The organism is Staphylococcus sp. HMSC063A07 (genome assembly GCF_001836955.1).
GTDB classification, from domain to species: Bacteria; Bacillota; Bacilli; order Staphylococcales; family Staphylococcaceae; genus Staphylococcus; species Staphylococcus lugdunensis.
Genome location: NZ_KV830924.1, coordinates 421,975 through 442,781, shown reverse-complemented (window position 1 = coordinate 442,781; position 20,807 = coordinate 421,975). Strand labels below are relative to the sequence as shown.

19 protein-coding genes are annotated in these 20,807 nt (G+C 33.4%); 18 read left to right on the top strand and 1 reads right to left on the bottom strand.

All coding sequences use genetic code 11. The annotated features are described in order from the left end of the window. Nucleotides 1-38 precede the first annotated feature (38 nt). From yfmF to rny, 9 genes are all read left to right on the top strand, one after another. Nucleotides 39-1,307: an EF-P 5-aminopentanol modification-associated protein YfmF gene (gene yfmF, locus HMPREF2597_RS08120; RefSeq protein WP_002478270.1), complete on the top strand. Its 1,269-nt coding sequence runs from the start codon at nt 39-41 to the stop codon at nt 1,305-1,307. Next, on the top strand, nt 1,300-2,592 hold the full coding sequence (yfmH, locus tag HMPREF2597_RS08115; protein ID WP_070817263.1) for an EF-P 5-aminopentanol modification-associated protein YfmH: 1,293 nt from the start codon (nt 1,300-1,302) through the stop codon (nt 2,590-2,592). The genes yfmF and yfmH overlap by 8 nt, the downstream gene beginning before the upstream one ends. Continuing rightward, nucleotides 2,589-3,293, top strand: a complete 705-nt coding sequence (gene ymfI, locus HMPREF2597_RS08110) for an elongation factor P 5-aminopentanone reductase (RefSeq protein WP_002459264.1) — start codon at nt 2,589-2,591, stop codon at nt 3,291-3,293. Before yfmH ends, ymfI begins: the two co-directional genes overlap by 4 nt. A gap of 97 nt (nt 3,294-3,390) precedes the next feature. Beyond that, nucleotides 3,391-4,224 carry a YmfK family protein gene (locus HMPREF2597_RS08105; RefSeq protein ID WP_002459263.1) on the top strand — a complete coding sequence of 278 codons (834 nt, stop codon included), beginning with the start codon at nt 3,391-3,393 and terminating at the stop codon, nt 4,222-4,224. Nucleotides 4,225-4,245: 21 nt separating this feature from the next. Next, nucleotides 4,246-4,638, top strand: a complete 393-nt coding sequence (locus HMPREF2597_RS08100; RefSeq protein WP_002459262.1) for a helix-turn-helix domain-containing protein — start codon at nt 4,246-4,248, stop codon at nt 4,636-4,638. Between the two features lie 21 nt (nt 4,639-4,659). Then, the gene (gene pgsA, locus HMPREF2597_RS08095; protein WP_002459261.1) at nt 4,660-5,235 is read left to right on the top strand and encodes a CDP-diacylglycerol--glycerol-3-phosphate 3-phosphatidyltransferase; all 576 of its coding nucleotides are present in this window, start codon (nt 4,660-4,662) and stop codon (nt 5,233-5,235) included. A gap of 170 nt (nt 5,236-5,405) precedes the next feature. Beyond that, nucleotides 5,406-6,548 (top strand): CinA family nicotinamide mononucleotide deamidase-related protein, encoded by a 1,143-nt coding sequence (locus HMPREF2597_RS08090; RefSeq protein ID WP_002478268.1) that lies wholly within the window; start codon nt 5,406-5,408, stop codon nt 6,546-6,548. Nucleotides 6,549-6,720: 172 nt separating this feature from the next. Further along, nucleotides 6,721-7,767 carry a recombinase RecA gene (gene recA / locus HMPREF2597_RS08085; RefSeq protein ID WP_002478267.1) on the top strand — a complete coding sequence of 349 codons (1,047 nt, stop codon included), beginning with the start codon at nt 6,721-6,723 and terminating at the stop codon, nt 7,765-7,767. A gap of 268 nt (nt 7,768-8,035) precedes the next feature. Further along, nucleotides 8,036-9,595 carry a ribonuclease Y gene (gene rny / locus HMPREF2597_RS08080; protein WP_002478266.1) on the top strand — a complete coding sequence of 520 codons (1,560 nt, stop codon included), beginning with the start codon at nt 8,036-8,038 and terminating at the stop codon, nt 9,593-9,595. 355 nt (nt 9,596-9,950) lie between these two features. Here the strand turns inward: rny and HMPREF2597_RS08075 are convergent, their stop codons facing one another. Continuing rightward, nucleotides 9,951-10,169: a hypothetical protein gene (locus tag HMPREF2597_RS08075; RefSeq protein ID WP_002459257.1), complete on the bottom strand. Its 219-nt coding sequence runs from the start codon at nt 10,167-10,169 to the stop codon at nt 9,951-9,953. A 155-nt stretch (nt 10,170-10,324) separates the two neighbouring features. On the opposite strand from HMPREF2597_RS08075, the gene HMPREF2597_RS08070 reads away from it, so the two are divergent. The 9 genes from HMPREF2597_RS08070 to mutS all read left to right on the top strand — a co-directional run bounded on the left by HMPREF2597_RS08070 (nt 10,325) and on the right by mutS (nt 20,798). Further along, the gene (locus tag HMPREF2597_RS08070) at nt 10,325-11,113 is read left to right on the top strand and encodes a TIGR00282 family metallophosphoesterase (protein ID WP_002459256.1); all 789 of its coding nucleotides are present in this window, start codon (nt 10,325-10,327) and stop codon (nt 11,111-11,113) included. A 133-nt stretch (nt 11,114-11,246) separates the two neighbouring features. After that, entirely contained in the window at nt 11,247-13,007 is a 1,761-nt protein-coding gene (locus tag HMPREF2597_RS08065) for a 2-oxoacid:acceptor oxidoreductase subunit alpha (protein ID WP_002459255.1), read from the top strand. Next, nucleotides 13,008-13,874, top strand: coding sequence for a 2-oxoacid:ferredoxin oxidoreductase subunit beta (locus HMPREF2597_RS08060; RefSeq protein WP_002459254.1), 867 nt, complete (start codon nt 13,008-13,010; stop codon nt 13,872-13,874). A 548-nt stretch (nt 13,875-14,422) separates the two neighbouring features. Continuing rightward, on the top strand, nt 14,423-15,043 hold the full coding sequence (locus tag HMPREF2597_RS08055; RefSeq protein WP_037542965.1) for a poly-gamma-glutamate hydrolase family protein: 621 nt from the start codon (nt 14,423-14,425) through the stop codon (nt 15,041-15,043). Nucleotides 15,044-15,100: 57 nt separating this feature from the next. Next, complete coding sequence (locus HMPREF2597_RS08050; protein ID WP_002492111.1) at nt 15,101-15,394, top strand: thiamine-binding protein; 294 nt, start codon at nt 15,101-15,103, stop codon at nt 15,392-15,394. Nucleotides 15,395-15,580: 186 nt separating this feature from the next. Then, nucleotides 15,581-17,125: a tRNA (N6-isopentenyl adenosine(37)-C2)-methylthiotransferase MiaB gene (gene miaB / locus HMPREF2597_RS08045; RefSeq protein WP_002459250.1), complete on the top strand. Its 1,545-nt coding sequence runs from the start codon at nt 15,581-15,583 to the stop codon at nt 17,123-17,125. Next, nucleotides 17,126-17,494, top strand: a complete 369-nt coding sequence (locus HMPREF2597_RS08040; protein ID WP_002459249.1) for a YlbF/YmcA family competence regulator — start codon at nt 17,126-17,128, stop codon at nt 17,492-17,494. A gap of 18 nt (nt 17,495-17,512) precedes the next feature. After that, nucleotides 17,513-18,001: an energy coupling factor transporter S component ThiW gene (thiW, locus tag HMPREF2597_RS08035; protein ID WP_002459248.1), complete on the top strand. Its 489-nt coding sequence runs from the start codon at nt 17,513-17,515 to the stop codon at nt 17,999-18,001. Nucleotides 18,002-18,188: 187 nt separating this feature from the next. Next, the gene (mutS, locus tag HMPREF2597_RS08030; RefSeq protein WP_002478264.1) at nt 18,189-20,798 is read left to right on the top strand and encodes a DNA mismatch repair protein MutS; all 2,610 of its coding nucleotides are present in this window, start codon (nt 18,189-18,191) and stop codon (nt 20,796-20,798) included. The last annotated feature ends 9 nt before the right edge of the window (nt 20,799-20,807 follow it).

Below are 20,807 nucleotides of genomic sequence, written 5' to 3'. Positions count from 1 at the left end.
GTAGTAGAAAGACAACTTTGAAAGAGAGGCGAAAGAATATGACAGAGAAAGAAAAACAGAATAATATTCATATATTTTCCACAGAAAAGTTCAAAACAACGACTATAACTTTTAAGTTTATGACCCCATTAAATTATGAGACGATTACACAAAGATCAGTGCTCAGCAAAGTTTTAACCAGGGCTACACAACACTTCCCTACAGACAAGGCTTTCAATCAACATTTAGCAGGTTTATATGGTGCTTACATCAATAGTTCTGTATCCAAATATAAGAATCAACATGTAGTAAGTATTTCATTGGAGATTGTTAATGAACGTTATTTAAAGGATACAACACCACTCCTTGAAAAAGGGTTAGACTTACTTTACGAAGTGATTTGGAATCCACTTATTCATGATAAAGCTTTTCATAATACATATGTAACACAAGAAAAAACATTACTTACTAAGAAATTAGAATCCATGGTTGACAATAAATCACAGTTTGCATTTTTAAATTTGATGAAACATATGTTTAAAAATGAAGCCTATCGTTTTTTAGCAACAGGCCAGTTAGAACAAATAGATCAGGTTACGCCAACGAGTCTATACAATACATATCAAGCTATGATTACTAATGATACATCTTCCGTTTATATTGTAGGAAATGTAGATGAAGCACATGTTACAAAAATGATTGAACAAAAGTTCCCTATGTCTTCCATTACACTTGAAAAAGTTGACGAAAATCTAGACTTAGCAAATGAAATCCAAGTTCAAGATATCAAAGACTATGATGTGGTTGATCAAGCTAAATTGAATTTAGGTTATCGTTTCCCTGCTACTTATGGAAACGTAAATTATTACACACTTGTTGTTTTTAATATGATGTTTGGTGGAGATCCATCTTCGGTTTTATTTAGTGAAGTGCGTGAAAAACAAAGTTTAGCATATTCTATTCATTCACAAATCGATGGTAAAAATGGTTATTTATTTGTGTTAAGTGGTGTTTCAGTCGATAAATACCAAGTTGCTAAGCAAACTATTTTAGATGAATTTGATAAGTTTAAAAATGGAAACTTTAGCGAAGAAAAATTAGCTTTAGCCAAAAAGGTTATTGCATCCCAGCGCTATGAATCGATGGATAGACCAAAAAGTATTATCGAAATAATGCATAATCAATTACTACTTGATTATCCTCAAAGTAACGAACAATATATTGATGCTATAAATAAAGTAACCAAAGAAGACATAATCGAATTAGTAAACCAAGCTCAATTAGATACAATTTATGTCTTAACAAAAGGAGATGACATAAATGAATGAACATTATTATGAACTTATTGATGAGCGTGTTTATGAAAAAGAACTAGACAATGGATTGCGTTTATTTATCATTCCTAAAAAAGGATTTCAAAAAACATTTGTTACATATACGACGCAATTTGGTTCCCTTGATAGTAAATTCAAACCATTTGGTCAAGATGATTTTGTAACTGTACCAGATGGCGTAGCCCATTTTTTAGAACATAAATTATTTGAAAAAGAGCAAGGCGAAGACTTATTTACATCATTTGCTCAAGACAGTGCTCAAGCAAATGCATTTACTAGTTTTGATCGTACAAGTTATTTGTTTAGTGCAACTGATCAAATTGAAGCCAATATTATTCGTTTATTGTCCATGGTTGAACAGCCTTATTTTTCGGAAGAAACTGTTGAAAAAGAAAAAGGAATCATAGCAGAAGAAATCAAAATGTATCAAGAACAACCAGGTTATAAATTAATGTTTAATACACTAAGAGCTATGTACCATCACCATCCAATCAGGGTAGATATTGCTGGAAGTGTCGAAAGTATCTACCATATTACAAAAGATGATTTATATCTCTGTTATGAAACGTTTTATCATCCTTCCAATATGGTGTTGTTTGTTGTTGGAGACGTTAATCCGGAAGAAATATGCCAAATTGTTGAAAAGCATGAAGCGAAACGAGACAAAGTCTATCAACCTACGATAGAACGATCTTTAGTGGATGAACTGTCATATGTTAAAGATGCTAATGTGCGTGAATGTATGAAATTGCAGTCTCCACGAATTATGCTTGGTTTTAAAAATACGCCAGGTGATTTGTCACCACAACAATTTGTTCAAAAAGATCTAGAAATGACATTATTTTTTGAATTAGTTTTCGGTGAGGAAACAGATTTTTATCAAATGCTGCTTAATGAATCATTGATAGACGAAACATTTGGTTATCAGTTTGTGCTAGAGCCAAGCTATAGTTTCTCAGTTATTACGAGTGCAACACAACAACCTGACAAATTAAAAGAATTATTACTCAATGAGTTAGCTCAAAATCGTGGACAGCTTACAGATGATGCAACGTTCCAATTACTAAAAAAACAATTTATAGGCGAATACATTTCTAGTTTAAACTCTCCTGAATATATAGCTAATCAGTATACTAAATTATATTTTGAGGGAGTTAGTGTCTTTGAGTTACTAGATATTGTTGAACGTATTACACTTGAAAGTATTAATGAAACGACAATGGCTTATTTAAATCTTGAACAACAAGTAGATAGTCGTTTGGAGATTGAGACACAATGAAGGCATTAGTGTTAGGCGGATCAGGAAGTATTGGAACGGCAATTGTTGAGCGCTTATTATCTGATGGTTATGATGTTATTTTGCATTATTATCGCAGCGATATCGAAGATTTGCGAGAAAAATATCATGGTAAAAGTGTATCTTTTATTCAAGCAGATTTAAGTCAAAATATCGATTTAGAGCAAACATTTGGACACATTGATAAACTGGATTGCCTTATCTATTGTAGCGGCGTAGCCCTATACGGTATGCTCCAAGATATGACGGATGATGATATGGATAAGAGTTATTATATTCATGTTAAACAAATGATGCGTTGTTGCCGTTTTTTTATTGATAAATTACGACAAAGTCAACATGGAAGAGTGATTGTTATCTCTTCTATTTGGGGTGAGACTGGCGCAAGTATGGAAACAATTTATTCGGCGATGAAAGGTGCACAAATAAGTTTTGTTAAAGCATTGAGTCAAGAATTGGCTTTGACGACGGTGACCGTTAATGCTATTGCGCCCGGTATAGTTTCAGGGCGAATGAGCGATATCTGGTCTGAGGATGATTTAGCAGAAATTTTACAGAACATTCCACAACAGCGACTTGTGACACCGGCTGAAATTGCACATACCTGTTCATATTTATGCCATCCTTTAGCACGTAGTATCACTGGAACAGTGCAAAAAATTAACGGCGGTTGGTATATTTAATAAGATATTTTGTTGTTTATTTTCTTATATTCATGTAATCATTTGAAGTGTTATAATAGCTTTAATAAATTGATGTTATCTACAAGGGGGATGACTGATGGCCATAATTGAAAAGAAAGAATGGTACCTTGAGTATAGGATTACGTTAAATCGTCCAGGTTTGCTAGGAGATGTATCAAGCCTTCTCGGTATGCTCGGCATCAGCATTGTTACGATTAATGGTGTGGATCAAGGCAAGAGAGGCTTGTTAATCAAAACCGATAGCCTCGAAAAAGTAAAACGTTTTGAAAACATTATTTCAGAGGTTAATGATATTGAAATAACCAAACTAAGACTTCCTGAATTGCGAGATAGGTTAGCTGTAAGACACGGTAGATACATTGAGCAAGATGCAGATGATAAGAAAACCTTTCGTTTTGAACGAGAAGATTTAGGACTGTTGGTGGATTTTTTGGCTGAATTGTTTAAAGAAGAGGGGCATAAGCTTATTGGTATAAGAGGAATGCCTCGTGTTGGCAAGACCGAGTCAATTGTTGCAGGTAGTGTTTGTGCTCATAAACGATGGTTATTTATTAGTTCAACACTTATTAAGCAAACAGTTAGAAGTTCACTTATTAAAGGGGAATATGAGTCAAATCATGTTTATATCATCGATGGTGCAGTAACAGGTAGAGAAACCAATCAAAAGCATCAAGAGCTTGTGCGTGAAGTGATGACATTACCATCTATTAAGGTTGTAGAACATCCCGATTTATTTGTAGAAACATCAGAATATACTATGGATGATTTTGACTATATTATAGAATTGCGGGAAAATAAACTTCAAAAAATTGAATATGAGCATATGAAAGCTCAGACTCAAAAGGTACAAAGCAAGAACAACTTGGATTTTGGTGATCCATTTGGTGGTGGATTTGGTTTCTTTGAATAATAAAGTTGGAGGCTATATCAAGTGAAAACAGTTGGTGAAATATTAAAACATAGAAGAGAACGTTTAGGAATGACATTAGCTGAACTAGAGTCACGAACGCAAATTAAACGTCAAACATTACAGCATATTGAGAATAATAATTATGAATTATTGGCTAAAAAAGATTATGCAGAAGGTTTTATTCGTAAGTATGCTAAAACTGTAAATATTGATGATAACCAATTAGTATCTGCACATAGAGAAGAAATTCCCAATAGTCAAAGCCAACTAGATGATTTAATCACACAGTTTCAAAGTATTGAACCACCAACCCAACACGTTTCTTATAAAGAACCTATTCAATTGAGTATAATCATCGTCTCACTAAGTATCATATCTGTTATACTATGGATTATTGCAGTATTAATTTTTTAAATATAGAAATGAGGCTTTTTAATGAACATACCTAACCAGATTACAGTTTTTAGAGTTATCCTCATCCCCGTATTTATCCTTTTTGCTCTTGTAGATTTTGGATTCGGTACGGTATCCGTTTTAGGAGGCTACGATATACGCATTGAGCAGTTGATTAGTGCGATAGTATTTATAGTTGCTTCACTGAGCGACTTTGTTGATGGATATTTGGCGCGTAAATGGGAATTGGTTACGAATATGGGGAAATTTTTAGATCCTTTAGCTGATAAATTACTCGTATCAAGCGCCTTGATTGTAATGGTAGAATTAGGAATAACTAATTCTGTTGTAGCGATTATTATTATAGCACGTGAATTTGCTGTGACAGGACTACGATTATTACAAATCGAACAAGGATTTGTAAGTGCAGCAGGTCAATTAGGTAAAATTAAAACTGCTGTAACGATGGTTGCAATTATTTGGCTACTATTTGGCGATCTGTTCGTTAACGTGATTGGATTCTCAATAGGACAAACATTGCTATACATCGGTGTCTTATTTACAATATTATCTGGCCTTGAATATTTTTATAAAGGTAGAGCTGTTTTTAAACAATAGCTATTTCTGACCAAGATGTTCTGAAGTTTATACACGCATAATAAATGACGTGATTCATAAGTATAAACTTTTTATTAGGACACTTGGTCGTTTTTATTGTAAGTTAATAATTGGCACAAGTTTTTGACACATAAAGTGATAATTTTTTATTGAATAGGAGCTTTTAATTTATGAATATATCAATTATAGCGGTTGGTTCAGAACTGCTATTAGGTCAAATAGCAAACACCAATGGTCAATATTTATCAAAATTATTTAATAGTATTGGAAAAAGTGTAGTAGAACATACAGTTGTTGGTGATAATCCAGAACGATTGGCGCATGCTATATCACAAGGATTAACACGATTTGATACTATCGTATTAACTGGCGGGTTAGGACCAACAAAAGACGATTTAACCAAACAGGTTGTTGCAGATATTTTAGGACGACAACTGGTTATAGATGATGTGGCACTTAACTTTATTCAAGACTATTTTAATGCTCAAGGGCAAATAATGACCCCCAATAATAAGCAACAAGCTTTAGTGATAGAAGGTTCAACTGTATTAGCAAATGATTATGGTATGGCACCTGGCATGTTAATAACAGAAGGTAATAAAAAAATAGTCCTACTTCCAGGACCACCGCGTGAAATGCGTCCAATGGCTAAAAATAAGTTATTACCGTATTTATTAGATGGCGAACATATCATTTTTTCAGAACAACTCCGTTTTGCTGGTATAGGGGAATCAAAAGTTGAAACGTTGTTAATGGATTTAATTGATGTACAAGAAAATCCGACTATTGCACCATTAGCGGGTACTGATGAGGTATATATACGCTTAACAGCTAATGCGGATACTAAAGAAGATTGTCACGATTTAATAGCACCTGTGAAAGATGAGATATTAGCTAGAATTGGTGAATATTATTACGGTTCTGATGATATTCTTATAGAAGAAGCCGTGAGTCAAAAGTTAACTGATTCATACGCAATTTATGATGGTGTGACCAATGGTGCATTATATCATCGCTTAAAAGATGTAGATGAAAAACAAAAGTTAGTAGGAATGTTGCCAGATTCAGAAATATTTTTGAGCAACACATCAAATATTCATGACAAGCTGCAACAGGCAGCATTATATATAAAAGAGACATACCATAGTAAAATGGGAATTGCATTATTGAATGAAGATGAGAAAGTCTATATAGGTTTATTAACAGATCAAGCATTTAAAGCTAAAATGTTTAAAATGCCACAAACACGAAATATTCTAAGACGCAGAAGTCAAAATTATGCTTTGATAACATTACTTAATTGGTTAAGATAGTATCATTTTTGAACTTATGTTCGTATATTTTTAGTTTTAACATGAAATTAATATAAGTTTACCGCAAATATAGCGAACAAATATTCGTAAATCTCTTGTATTTTATATGAAATGATTGTATAGTAATGATAAGACAATAAACAGGAAAATAATCCTATTAGGAGGTCTCGTTTTGGATAATGATCGTCAAAAAGCGCTAGATACTGTAATTAAAAATATGGAAAAATCATTCGGTAAAGGTGCCGTAATGAAATTAGGGGATAATAAAGGCCGTCGCGTATCTAGTGTATCTACTGGATCAGTGACATTAGATAATGCTTTAGGAGTTGGTGGATATCCTAAAGGAAGAATTATAGAAATATATGGTCCTGAAAGTTCAGGTAAAACGACCGTTGCATTACATGCAATTGCCGAAGTTCAAAAAAATGGTGGTATTGCAGCTTTTATTGATGCTGAGCATGCGTTAGATCCTGAATATGCAGCTGCTTTAGGTGTAGATATTGATAACTTATATCTTTCTCAACCAGATCATGGTGAACAAGGTTTAGAAATCGCTGAAGCCTTTGTACGTAGTGGAGCTGTTGATATTGTAGTTGTGGACTCAGTTGCAGCTTTAACACCTAAAGCTGAAATTGAAGGAGAAATGGGAGATACGCATGTAGGTTTACAAGCTCGCTTGATGTCTCAAGCATTACGTAAGCTTTCAGGTGCAATTTCTAAATCAAATACGACAGCCATTTTCATCAATCAAATTCGTGAAAAGGTTGGCGTAATGTTTGGTAATCCTGAAACAACACCTGGTGGTCGTGCACTTAAATTTTATAGTTCAGTACGTTTAGAAGTTCGTCGTGCAGAACAATTAAAGCAAGGTCAAGACATCGTTGGTAATAGAACTAAAATCAAAGTTGTTAAAAATAAAGTTGCGCCGCCATTTAAAGTTGCAGAAGTAGATATTATGTATGGTCAAGGAATCTCTAAAGAGGGAGAACTCATTGATTTAGGTGTTGAACATGATATTGTTGATAAATCAGGTGCTTGGTACTCATACAATGGAGATAGAATGGGCCAAGGTAAAGAAAATGTCAAAACTTATCTAAAAGAAAATCCAGAAGTAAGAGATGATATTGATCGTAAACTAAGAGAAAAATTAGGTATTTTTGATGGTGATGTTGAAGAAAAAGAAGCTAAAGCACCAGAATCTCTATTTGATGAAGAATGATATCAAGTTTGAGTGATATGATTTAACGCATAGTTAATTAACTACAAAATAATTAAATATATAACTTTTAAAATACCTTGTTGGTTTTATGGCCATCAAGGTATTTTTATACACTATTTTTAATAGAATTACAATGATTAATAGGCTTCTTACCTTGACACTCACACAACTAAAAAAGTACAATTAGTTTGTATGATTATTATAAATTTCATAAAATCATATCGATTTTGATATACAGAACATAGCCCTAGAAAAAGGAGGTGTTTGTGTGAATTTATTAGCCCTCCTACTCATTTTGCTTGGGATTATTCTAGGAGTTGTTGTAGGGTATTTCGTAGCCCGAAATTTGTTGCATCAAAAACAATTACAAGCAAGACAAACCGCTGATGATATTATTAGGCAAGGAAACAAAGAAGCTGAAAATATCAAAAAAGAAAAGTTACTTGAAGCAAAAGAAGAAAACCAAATCTTAAGAGAACAAACTGAATCAGAATTACGTGAAAGACGTGGTGAGCTTCAAAAACAAGAAGCCCGACTTCTTCAAAAAGAGGAAAATTTAGATCGAAAATCTGATCTATTAGACAAAAAAGATGAGATTTTAGAACAAAAAGAATCTAAACTTGAAGAAAGACAACAACAAGTAGATGCAAAAGAGAGTAGTGTTCAATCATTAATAATGAAGCATGAACAAGAATTAGAACGCATCTCCGGTCTTACTCAAGAAGAAGCTGTTAGAGAACAACTTCAGAGAGTTGAAGAAGAACTGTCACAAGATATTGCAGTACTTGTTAAAGAAAAAGAAGCAGAAGCTAAAGAAAAAGTCGATAAAACTGCCAAAGAATTATTAGCTACAACTGTCCAAAGATTAGCAGCAGATCATACAACAGAATCAACAGTATCAGTTGTTAATTTACCAAACGACGAAATGAAAGGTCGTATTATTGGTAGAGAAGGTAGAAATATTCGAACATTAGAAACATTAACAGGTATCGATTTGATAATTGATGATACACCAGAAGCAGTTATTTTATCTGGTTTTGATCCAATTAGACGTGAAATTGCAAGAACAGCATTAGTCAATTTAGTATCAGACGGTAGAATCCATCCTGGTAGAATTGAAGATATGGTTGACAAAGCAAGAAAAGAAGTTGACGAAATCATTCGAGATGCGGGAGAACAAGCTACCTTTGAAATGAATATTCATAATATGCATCCTGAATTAGTGAAAATTTTAGGTCGCTTAAATTATCGAACAAGCTACGGTCAAAATGTGTTGAAACATTCGATTGAAGTTGCGCATTTATCAGGTATGCTTGCTGCTGAATTAGGTGAGGATGTAAGTTTAGCCAAAAGAGCTGGCTTGCTCCATGATGTTGGTAAAGCAATAGACCATGAAGTTGAAGGTAGTCACGTTGAAATTGGTGTAGAACTCGCTAAAAAATACGGCGAAAATGATACGGTAATAAATGCTATTCATTCTCATCATGGTGACGTGGAACCCACTTCTATCATATCAATTTTAGTCGCGGCAGCAGATGCTTTATCCGCTGCACGACCAGGTGCACGTAAAGAGACTTTAGAGAATTATATCCGCAGATTAGAACGCTTAGAAACATTATCTGAAGGTTACGATGGCGTTGAAAAAGCATTTGCTATACAAGCCGGACGAGAAATAAGAGTAATCGTTTCTCCGGATGAAATTGATGATTTAAAATCATATCGCCTTGCACGAGATATTAAAAACCAAATCGAAGAAGAACTTCAATATCCTGGTCATATTAAAGTGACAGTTGTTCGTGAGACCAGAGCAGTTGAATATGCTAAATAAAACAGGCCTTTCGTGCCTGTTTCTTAAATGTCGACAAACCTAATGTTGTAAAATATTAGGTTTGTTTTTTAGGTGTTATTTTTAATTATAAGGCACAACTTACTTCATTATTGTTTCAAATAAAAATGATTAGTTCAACATTAAATAATAAGTTAGGTTAATGCTTATGCATAATTGATCATCTTATTAAGAACTTAAAGTAAGGCATCATAAAAATATATTTATTTGAAATATGAAGTGCCACCAAAAGTTAGAATTTTCATTCAACTTTTGGTGGCAACCTGTATTAATAATTTAAATGTTTATATGTTTATTCATTAATATGCAAATTGTTGTCGTTAATAGGTGTGGTATGTTAATGCTTCAATTGTAAATCCGCTTTGTTCATCTCTGAAATGACTTCAGCAGTGTCATAGCAGTTTGTTGCAACGTTAGAATATCTTTCTGCTAAGCGATAAGCATTAATATATAACTCTAAACATTCTTTTGCGATATCTTCAGCATCTTCAGATTTTGCTGGGTTTGCTGTTAAAACCAATTCTGCAAATCTTTCTGGATCAATGTTAATTGACATGTAATATATACAACTCCTATTATTTTATAAATTCATCTTAACATAGGTTTCTTTACTGAAAAAGAAATGCACTTTAAAACAAAATAAAAATAGTTAATCTGCTTTAATTCTTTTTGATTTTGACTTAAAATTATTTATGAAAGGATGAACAATTCATGAGAATACTTTTTATAGGAGATATCGTAGGGAAAATTGGTAGAAAAGCAATAGCAGAATACCTACCTAAAATAAAGCAATCACATAGGCCAACAATAACGATTGTCAATGCGGAAAATGCTGCACACGGTAAAGGTCTAACCGAAAAAATATATAAGCAATTGCTAAGAGACGGCGTTGATTTTATTACAATGGGAAATCATACCTATGGTCAACGGGAAATATATGATTTTATCGATGAAGCGAAAAGAATGGTGCGACCAGCAAACTTTCCTAGTGAAGCACCTGGCGTGGGTATGAGATTTATCCAAATTAATGATATTAAATTAGCTATAATTAATCTACAAGGACGTTCTTTTATGCCAGTTATTGATGATCCTTTTAAAAAAGCAGATGAACTTATAAATGAGGCTAAACAACAAACACCATATATATTCGTTGATTTTCATGCGGAAACAACATCTGAAAAAAATGCAATGGGCTGGTATTTAGATGGACGGGTGAGTGCTGTTGTTGGTACACATACACATATACAAACAGCAGATGAACGTATTTTACCCCAAGGCACGGGATATATTACAGACGTTGGTATGACTGGTTTTTATGATGGTATTCTAGGTATCAACAAGACAGAAGTTATTGAGCGATTTATTACAAGTTTACCGCAACGTCATGTTGTCCCTGATGATGGACGCAGTGTGTTGTCAGGTGTGCTGATTGATCTTGATAGAGAAGGAAAAACATCACATATTGAAAGGATACTAATTAATCAAGATCATCCATTTTAACAAGTTCCTAAGAACGATATGAAGACTATCGTCCATAAGTATGAGTTTATGAAATTACCACTGTTGACATAGTAATACGGTGGTTCTTTTTGTTATTATTTAAGATGAATTAATTCCACAGGAGGCTTATGATATGAAACCACAATTATCGTGGAAAGTGGGCGGACAACAAGGTGAAGGTATAGAATCTACAGGTGAAATCTTTGCAACTGCAATGAACAGAAAAGGATACTATTTATATGGGTATAGACACTTTTCGAGTCGAATAAAAGGCGGTCATACAAATAATAAAATAAGAGTATCATTAACACCTGTTCATGCTATTAGTGATGATTTAGATATCCTTGTTGCATTTGACCAAGAAACTATCGAATTAAATCATCACGAAATGAGATCAGATAGTATTATTATTGCTGATACTAAAGCAAAACCAGAAAAGCCTGAAAACTGTAAAGCACAACTCATTGATTTACCATTAACTGCAACTGCAAAAGAGTTAGGTACTGCATTAATGAAAAATATGGTAGCTGTCGGAGCAACATGTGCTTTAATGAACTTAAATACACAAACTTTCGAAGATTTAATTCGAAATATGTTTATGAAAAAAGGCGACAAAGTTGTCGATATGAATATAACTGCATTGTATCAAGGATACCAATTGATGCAAGAGCAATTAGATCAAATTCAAGGAGATTTTGAATTAGTAGCAACGGATAGTGCGCCGCATTTATATATGATTGGGAATGATGCTATAGGGCTGGGTGCAATTTCAGCAGGCTCAAGATTTATGGCAGCATATCCGATTACACCTGCATCTGAAATTATGGAATATATGATTGCTAATTTGCCAAAAGCAGGAGGGGCTGTTGTACAGACTGAAGATGAAATCGCAGCTGCCACAATGGCTATTGGTGCAAATTATGCTGGTGTAAGAGCATTTACTGCAAGTTCTGGGCCCGGATTATCTTTAATGATGGAAGCAATCGGTCTTTCTGGTATGACAGAAACACCATTAGTTATTGTAAATACGCAGCGTGGGGGACCTTCAACAGGATTGCCAACTAAACAAGAACAATCTGATCTTATGCAAATGATATACGGAACTCATGGTGATATACCAAAGATTGTTCTTGCGCCAACTGATGCAGAAGATGCATTTTATTTAACTATTGAAGCTTTTAATTTAGCCGAAATTTATCAATGTCCAGTTATTGTCTTAAGTGATTTGCAGTTGTCTCTAGGTAAACAGACAGTGAAAGCATTAGACTATAATAAAATTGAAATCAATCGTGGTGAGATTATCCAAACTGATATTGAGAGAGAAGAGGGAGATAAGGAATACTTTAAACGCTATGCGATAACAGATAGTGGTATATCCCCAAGACCAATACCTGGTGTAAAAGGTGGTATTCATCATGTAACTGGCGTAGAGCATAATCAACAGGGTAAACCAAGTGAAGCTGCGATGAATCGATGCGAACAAATGGATAAAAGAATGAGAAAAACAGAACAGCTACGAATTGAAAATCCTGTAGAGTCAAACGAAACGTATGATGAAGCAGATATATTATACATTGGTTTTATCTCAAGTAAAGGTGCCATTCAAGAAGGTACATCACGATTAAAAGATGCAGGAATAAAAGTTAATACAATGCAGATTCGCCAATTACATCCATTTCCTAAAGAAATCATCCAAGACGCCATCAATAAAGCTAAAAAGGTAATTGTTGCAGAACATAATTATCAAGGACAACTAGCAAGTATTATTAAAATGAATACGCAGATTCAAGATAAATTAGTACAGCAGACAAAATATGATGGTACGCCATTTTTACCACATGAAATTGAGGAACAAGGACTTAAAATTGTAAAAGAATTAAAGGAGTTGGTCTAATTGGCTACATTTAAAGATTTTAGAAATAGCGTCAAACCAAATTGGTGCCCAGGTTGTGGTGATTTCTCAGTACAAGCAGCCATTCAAAAAGCTGCTGCCAATGTAGGATTAGAGCCAGAAGAAGTAGCCATAATTACAGGTATAGGCTGTTCCGGACGTTTATCGGGTTATGTAAATTCTTATGGTGTTCATGCTATTCATGGTAGAGCATTACCTTTAGCTCAAGGTGTAAAAATGGCAAATAAAGATTTAACTGTTATTGCATCAGGTGGGGATGGAGATGGCTATGCGATAGGTATGGGGCATACGATCCACGCATTAAGAAGAAATATGAATTTGACTTATATCGTTATGGACAATCAAATTTATGGCTTAACAAAAGGACAAACTTCACCTTCTTCAGCTGTTGGTTTTGTTACGAAATCAACACCTAAAGGCAATATAGAAAAAAATGTTGCGCCATTAGAGTTAGCGCTATCTTCAGGTGCAACCTTCGTCGCTCAAGGATTTTCCAGCGATATTAAAGCTTTAACAAAAATGATTGAAGATGCAATTAATCATGATGGATTTTCATTTGTAAATGTTTTCTCACCTTGCGTAACATATAATAAAGTGAACACATATGATTGGTTTAAAGAACATTTGACAAATATAGAAGATATCACTGATTATGATACATCGGATAAGCAATTAGCTATGAAAACAGTCATTGAACATGAATCTTTAGTAAAAGGAATAGTGTATCAAGATACTTCAACTCCGTCTTATGAGTCGCAAATCGTAGAGTTAGAAGATACGCCATTGGCTAAAAGAGATTTGCAGTTACCGGAAGAAGTATTTAACACTCTAACAGAGCAATTTGTATAGTAGTTTATAAAAGGCTAGGCCATTAAGTGTCTAGGGTATAAGTAATCCTGAACAATAAGGTAATATTATTTTCCCAATTTTTGTTAACGCATATTGATTGCAACATATGTTAATTGTAGAAATGGTTGTTGTATTACCCTTTGTTGGGATCCAAGCACAGCGTAACTGGCTAGAACAGTTTTTTCTAACAAAGCAAGCCAGTGTGACTGATATAGAATCCTAAAGACGCGAAGCCATACAACATAGAGTATTAAATATAAAATAAGGAAGCGGGACAGCATTCATTTTGAGTTCTTATTTCCACCCAGTCAAGGTTGACTAGGATAGAAAAAGCTGGGTATCAGTGCATTTTCAATTTAGTCTACTACTGTCAATATATAGTTAAGAGCCTCGAACATAATAATCATGTTTGAGGTTCTATTAGTTTGGATTATGTCTCTGCTGTTTATTTTTAATAAATTGAAATTTTATTTATTTTCTGTAAATCACTTTTATAACTTCTAAAATAGGTAATATGAAATATAAGTTGTATAAAGGAGTGATGTATGATGGATAAATTTAAAACGATGGAGACATTGGAACAACAAACAGCTGAACATCAAGATTGGAAGATTGAAACGGAAGATAATCACAGTCAAGTGGTTATTATTGCCCCACATGGTGGCGGAATTGAGCCAGCAACTACAGAGTTAACAAAACTGATAGCCAAAGAAGGTAACTATAATTACTTTGTTTTTAATGGAATGAGAAGCAAGGGGAATCAAGAACTGCATGTGACTTCAATTCATTATGATAATAAAATAGCGATAGATCTTGTAAAACGGAGTGAAAGAACAATTGCTATACATGGATGTAAAGGTGAAAGTCCAATAGTCTATATTGGAGGTAAAGATGAACTGCTGAGTAAAAAAATAAGCAATAGTCTGAAACAAATAGGTATAAAAGTGGCGCATGCCCCAAGCAACATGTCAGGCAAACAATCAAATAATATTGTTAATTGTAATCAACTTGGTGCGGGTGTACAACTAGAATTAACATCGGCACTCAGAAAACAATTATTTAAAAATGGAAAATACGGCTATCACAATCGAACTAATAAAGATAATTGGAGTAACTTAATGTATCAGATAGCACAAGCAATTGTAGAATCAACATCTCAAGTTAACTAAATATAAGATAAAAATGATATGATGAACATAAAGAACAATTTTTTCGAGGTGATAATGATGCAAGATACATTAATGAGTATTCAAATTATACCAAAAACACCACAAAATGATGATGTAATCCCATATGTTGACGAAGCTATTAAATTGATAGAACAATCTGGATTGCATTATCGAGTAGGTCCGCTTGAAACAACAGTACAAGGTGAAATGAGTGCTTGTTTAATTCTCATTCAAAAATTGAACGAGAGAATGGTTGAATTAGAATGTTCAAGTATTATTAGCCAAGTTAAGTTTTATCATGTACCCGAAGGTATTTCGATTGAAACTTTAACAGGAAAATATGATGGATAAGCTACGATTTAAATAATAAATAGTGATGGGGTAAGCTTAAAGGACAATGTATTGACCTTTTTCTTGCCCTAATTTTTTTATAATAAAGATGTCTTTAAAATTCAGAATGAAGGCATTTTGCACTTTATAGCTAAATTTAATATAATGGAATAATGATAAAAAGGGCATATGGAAAGGATTTTTTAAGTGAATGAAGAGCAAAGAAAAGCTGGTACGATAGATATTTTAAGTGAACGTAATAAAAAAGAAGAAAAAGATTATAGCAAGTACTTTGAGACGGTTTATCAGCCGCCTAGTTTAAAAGAAGCTAAAAAACGTGGGAAACAACAAGTACAATATAATCGAGATTTTCAGATAGAGGATAAATATCGCAATATCGGTCAAGGACGTACATTTTTAATTAAAACATATGGTTGTCAGATGAATGCGCACGATACAGAAGTAATGGCCGGTATTTTAGAAGCACTAGGTTATCAATCCACCTCTGATATTCAAGAAGCAGATGTCATACTTATAAACACTTGTGCTATCCGTGAAAATGCCGAGAATAAGGTGTTTAGTGAGATTGGAAATTTAAAACACCTAAAGAAAAATAGACCTGATTGCCTAATTGGTGTTTGTGGTTGTATGTCGCAAGAAGAATCAGTAGTCAATAAAATTTTAAAGTCATATCAAAATGTCGATATGATTTTTGGCACACATAATATCCATAAATTGCCAGAAATTCTTGAAGAGGCATATATGTCTAAAGCAATGGTTGTTGATGTGTGGTCCAAAGAGGGGGACATCATTGAAAACTTGCCGAAAGTGAGAGAAGGCAATATTAAAGCATGGGTGAATATCATGTATGGTTGTGATAAGTTTTGTACGTATTGTATTGTTCCTTTCACAAGAGGAAAAGAACGTAGTCGTAGACCAGAAGATATTATTGCGGAAGTCAAAGAACTTGCACGTGAAGGTTATCAAGAAATCACGTTATTAGGTCAAAATGTTAACTCTTATGGGAAAGATATTGAAGATATAGATTATGAGCTTGGCGACTTACTTGAAGCTATTTCTAAAATTGATATTCCTAGAGTTAGATTTACAACAAGTCATCCATGGGATTTTACTGACAGAATGATACAAGTGATTGCGCAAGGTGGTAATATTGTGCCACATATTCATCTTCCGGTTCAATCAGGAAATAATGCAGTGTTAAAAATTATGGGGCGTAAATATACGCGTGAAAGTTATTTAGAATTAGTATCAAAGATTAAAGCGGCTATTCCGAATATTGCTTTAACAACTGATATCATTGTTGGCTACCCTAACGAAACAGAAGATCAATTTGAAGAAACGTTAACACTATACGATGAAGTGGCTTTCGAACATGCTTATACGTATTTATACTCGCAGCGCGATGGTACACCAGCTGCTAAAATGAAAGATAATGTACCGCTAGAAGTGAAAAAACAACGATTACAACGTTTAAATCAAAAGGTTGGACAGTATTCACAACAAGCTATGAGCCATTATGAAAACACAACTGTGACTGTATTATGTGAAGGCACAAGTAAAAAAGATGACACAGTACTAGCTGGATATACTGGTAAAAATAAATTAGTGAATTTTAAAGGTCCTAAAGAAGCGATTGGTCAATTAGTAGAAGTGAAAATTGATGAAGCTAAACAATATTCATTAAATGGTACCTTTGTTAGATTCACTCAACAAACGTTGGTGACGCCTTAAATGTATTCAAAAAAAGATATTTTAACGTATGCCGATGGGATAACAAAGAATATTGAAAAATTGGATATTATCCAAACCTATCAGCGTGTCGAACAACAAATTCATCAAAATAAGACGATTGCAACAAAGATGAATCAGCTTAAAAAGCAACAAAAGCAATCGGTCAACTTTCAGAATTATGGTAAACAACATGCGTTTGAACAATCAGAAGATGAAATTAATCATCTTGAAGCAGAAATTAATCATTTGCCTATTGTAGATGAATTTAAAAGCGCGCAATTTGAAGCTAATGAATTTCTACAATTGATGATTAGCACAATGGAAAATAGATTAAATGAACATCATACTGATGAACATAGTAATCAATAGTGAAAGGATTGTAATTTCATGAACACAAAGAAGTTAACTGTGACTGCCATACTTATTGCCATTAACGTTGTCTTAAGCAGTATCATTGTTATACCGGTAGGACCAATCAAAGCAGCACCAGTACAGCATTTTATCAATGTTTTATGTGCAGTATTTGTTGGACCATGGTATGGCTTAGCACAAGCACTTATCTCATCAATTATCAGAATCACATTTAATACAGGTAGCTTCTTTGCATTTCCAGGTAGCATGATTGGTGTGTTTTTAGCAAGTTTATTTTATATGTATAAAAAACATATCTTTATAGCTGCTATTGGAGAAGTTATTGGTACGGGTATTATTGGTAGTTTGATGTGTATACCAATGGCTTGGATATTAGGATTTCACAATTTTGTTGTTAAACCATTAATGTTAGCTTTTATTGTTTCTAGTGTGATTGGTGCAGTAATAAGCTATATATTATTGATTATTTTAAAAAAACGAGGTTTACTTGATCGCTTTAAGTAGAGCCTAAAACATTGACTTATGCGTTTATAGCTGCAAAAGTCAATGTTTTTTTATGTTAAACTTTAAAAGATAATATCAATAGGCGACTTGTTTATAGTTATGTTAAAATATATAAGTTAACGAAGGCAAATAATTTTAATAATAATATAAATCAAAAAGTAAAAAGAAATAAGGTTGTGAATAATAAATGGCAAATGTAACACCTATGATGCAACAATATTTAAACATAAAAGCACAATATAATGATTGTTTATTATTCTTTCGATTAGGCGATTTTTATGAAATGTTCTTTGATGATGCTAAAGAAGCATCACGAGTTCTTGAAATTACTTTAACGAAAAGAGATGCCAAAAAAGAAAAACCTATTCCAATGTGTGGCGTACCGTATCATTCGGCAAATAGCTATATTGAAACTTTGATAAATAATGGATATAAAGTTGCTATTTGTGAACAGATGGAAGATCCAAAGCAAACCAAAGGAATGGTGAAAAGAGAAGTAGTACGTATTGTCACACCTGGTACTGTAATGGAGCAAGGCGGGGTGGATGACAAACAAAATAATTATATATTGAGTTTTATTCAAAGACAAAATCAAATAGCACTTAGCTATTGTGATGTTTCTACAGGTGAATTGAAGACAACACAATTTGAAGGTACATCGACACTGTTAAATGAAATAACTACGATTAATCCGAATGAAATTGTTGTTAATCAAGCGTTGTCTGATGCGCTTACGCGACAAATAAATTTGACCACTGAAACGATTACAGTCAATGAATCACTTTCTCAAAACGTATATGAGGTAAATCCCAAAAAAGAAACCTTGATGTTCGAAGCAACACAATTATTGTTAGATTATATTCACCATACTCAAAAAAGAGATTTGTCTCATATTGAAGATGTGAAAGAATATGCTGCAATTGATTTTATGAAAATGGATTACTATGCAAAACGAAATCTAGAATTGACAGAAAGTATTCGATTAAAATCAAAAAAAGGCACTTTATTGTGGTTGATGGATGAAACAAAAACGCCGATGGGTGCTAGACGATTAAAGCAATGGATTGATCGTCCCTTAATTCAACAACAAGAAATAGAGCATCGCTTAAATGCTGTTGATCAGCTAATAAACGCTTTTATTGAAAGAGATACATTAAGAGGTTATTTGAATCAAGTTTATGATGTAGAGCGACTTGTTGGTCGAGTAAGTTACGGTAATGTTAATGCTCGAGATTTAATTCAATTGAAACATTCCATATCAGAAATCCCACATATTAAACAATTATTGTTAGAAATGGATCAAACATTTAGTCAGCAATTTGACAAATTGGAACCTTTAGATGACCTATTAGATGTATTGGAAAATAGTATTGTGGAAGAACCGCCTATATCTGTTAAAGATGGTGGACTATTTAAACGTGGTTTTAATCAGCAGTTAGATGAATATTTGGATGCGTCTCAAAATGGAAAAAGCTGGTTAGCGCAATTACAAGCTAGAGAAAGAGAAAAAACAGGTATTAAATCTTTAAAAATTAGTTTTAATAAAGTCTTTGGTTATTTCATTGAAATTACAAGAGCAAATTTACAAGGATTTAATCCGACTGATTATGGTTATTATCGTAAACAAACACTTTCTAATGCAGAAAGATTTATTACTGATGAATTAAAAGAAAAAGAAGACATTATACTTGGGGCTGAAGATAAAGCAGTTGAACTAGAGTATCAATTATTTGTAAAATTACGCGAGCATATTAAAACGTATACTGAGAAACTTCAGCAACAAGCAAAAATCATTTCGGAATTAGATTGTTTACAAAGCTTTGCCGAAATCGCACAACGCTATAATTACACAAGACCTCAGTTTAGCGAGAATAAGACATTGAATTTAGAAAATTCTCGTCATCCTGTTGTTGAACGAGTGATGGATCATAATGATTACGTCCCTAATGATTGCTTGTTAAATAAAGAGAACTTTATTTATTTGATAACTGGGCCAAATATGTCTGGTAAGTCAACATATATGCGACAAGTGGCTATTATAAGTATTATGGCGCAAATGGGTTCATTTGTTCCTTGTGATAAAGCGACATTACCAATATTTGATCAAATATTTACGCGTATTGGTGCTGCCGATGACTTAGTTTCAGGTAAGAGTACATTTATGGTTGAAATGTTAGAAGCACAAAAAGCATTAACTTATGCTACGGCGGACAGTTTAATAATCTTTGATGAAATTGGGCGTGGCACATCAACATACGATGGCTTAGCTTTAGCTCAATCAATGATAGAGTATGTCGCAAAAACATCACACGCTAAAACACTATTTTCAACGCATTACCATGAATTAACAGATCTAGATCAAGAATTAAGCTGTTTGAAAAATGTGCATGTTGCAGCTGACGAGTACCAAGGAGAACTTATTTTCTTACATAAGGTTAAAGATGGTGCGGTAGATGATAGCTATGGTATTCAAGTTGCCAAATTAGCAGATTTACCTAACGAAGTGATTGAAAGAGCACAAGTTATTCTTGACCAATTCGAACAAAAATCGACGCAATCGTCACAGATACGGTCGCAAGACAATAAAGATGCATATATTGCAGAATCACAATCAGCATATCTGAAAGACTCTGAAAATCAAGCTGTAAAACCAGCATATGAACAAACAACCTTTAGCTTATTCGACGATGTAACCACAGAAAGTGAAATTGAAGCTGAAATTAGAACATTAAATATTTCCAATATGACACCACTTGATGCATTAATTAAACTAAATGAATTACAAAAAAAGTTATAAAATGAGGTG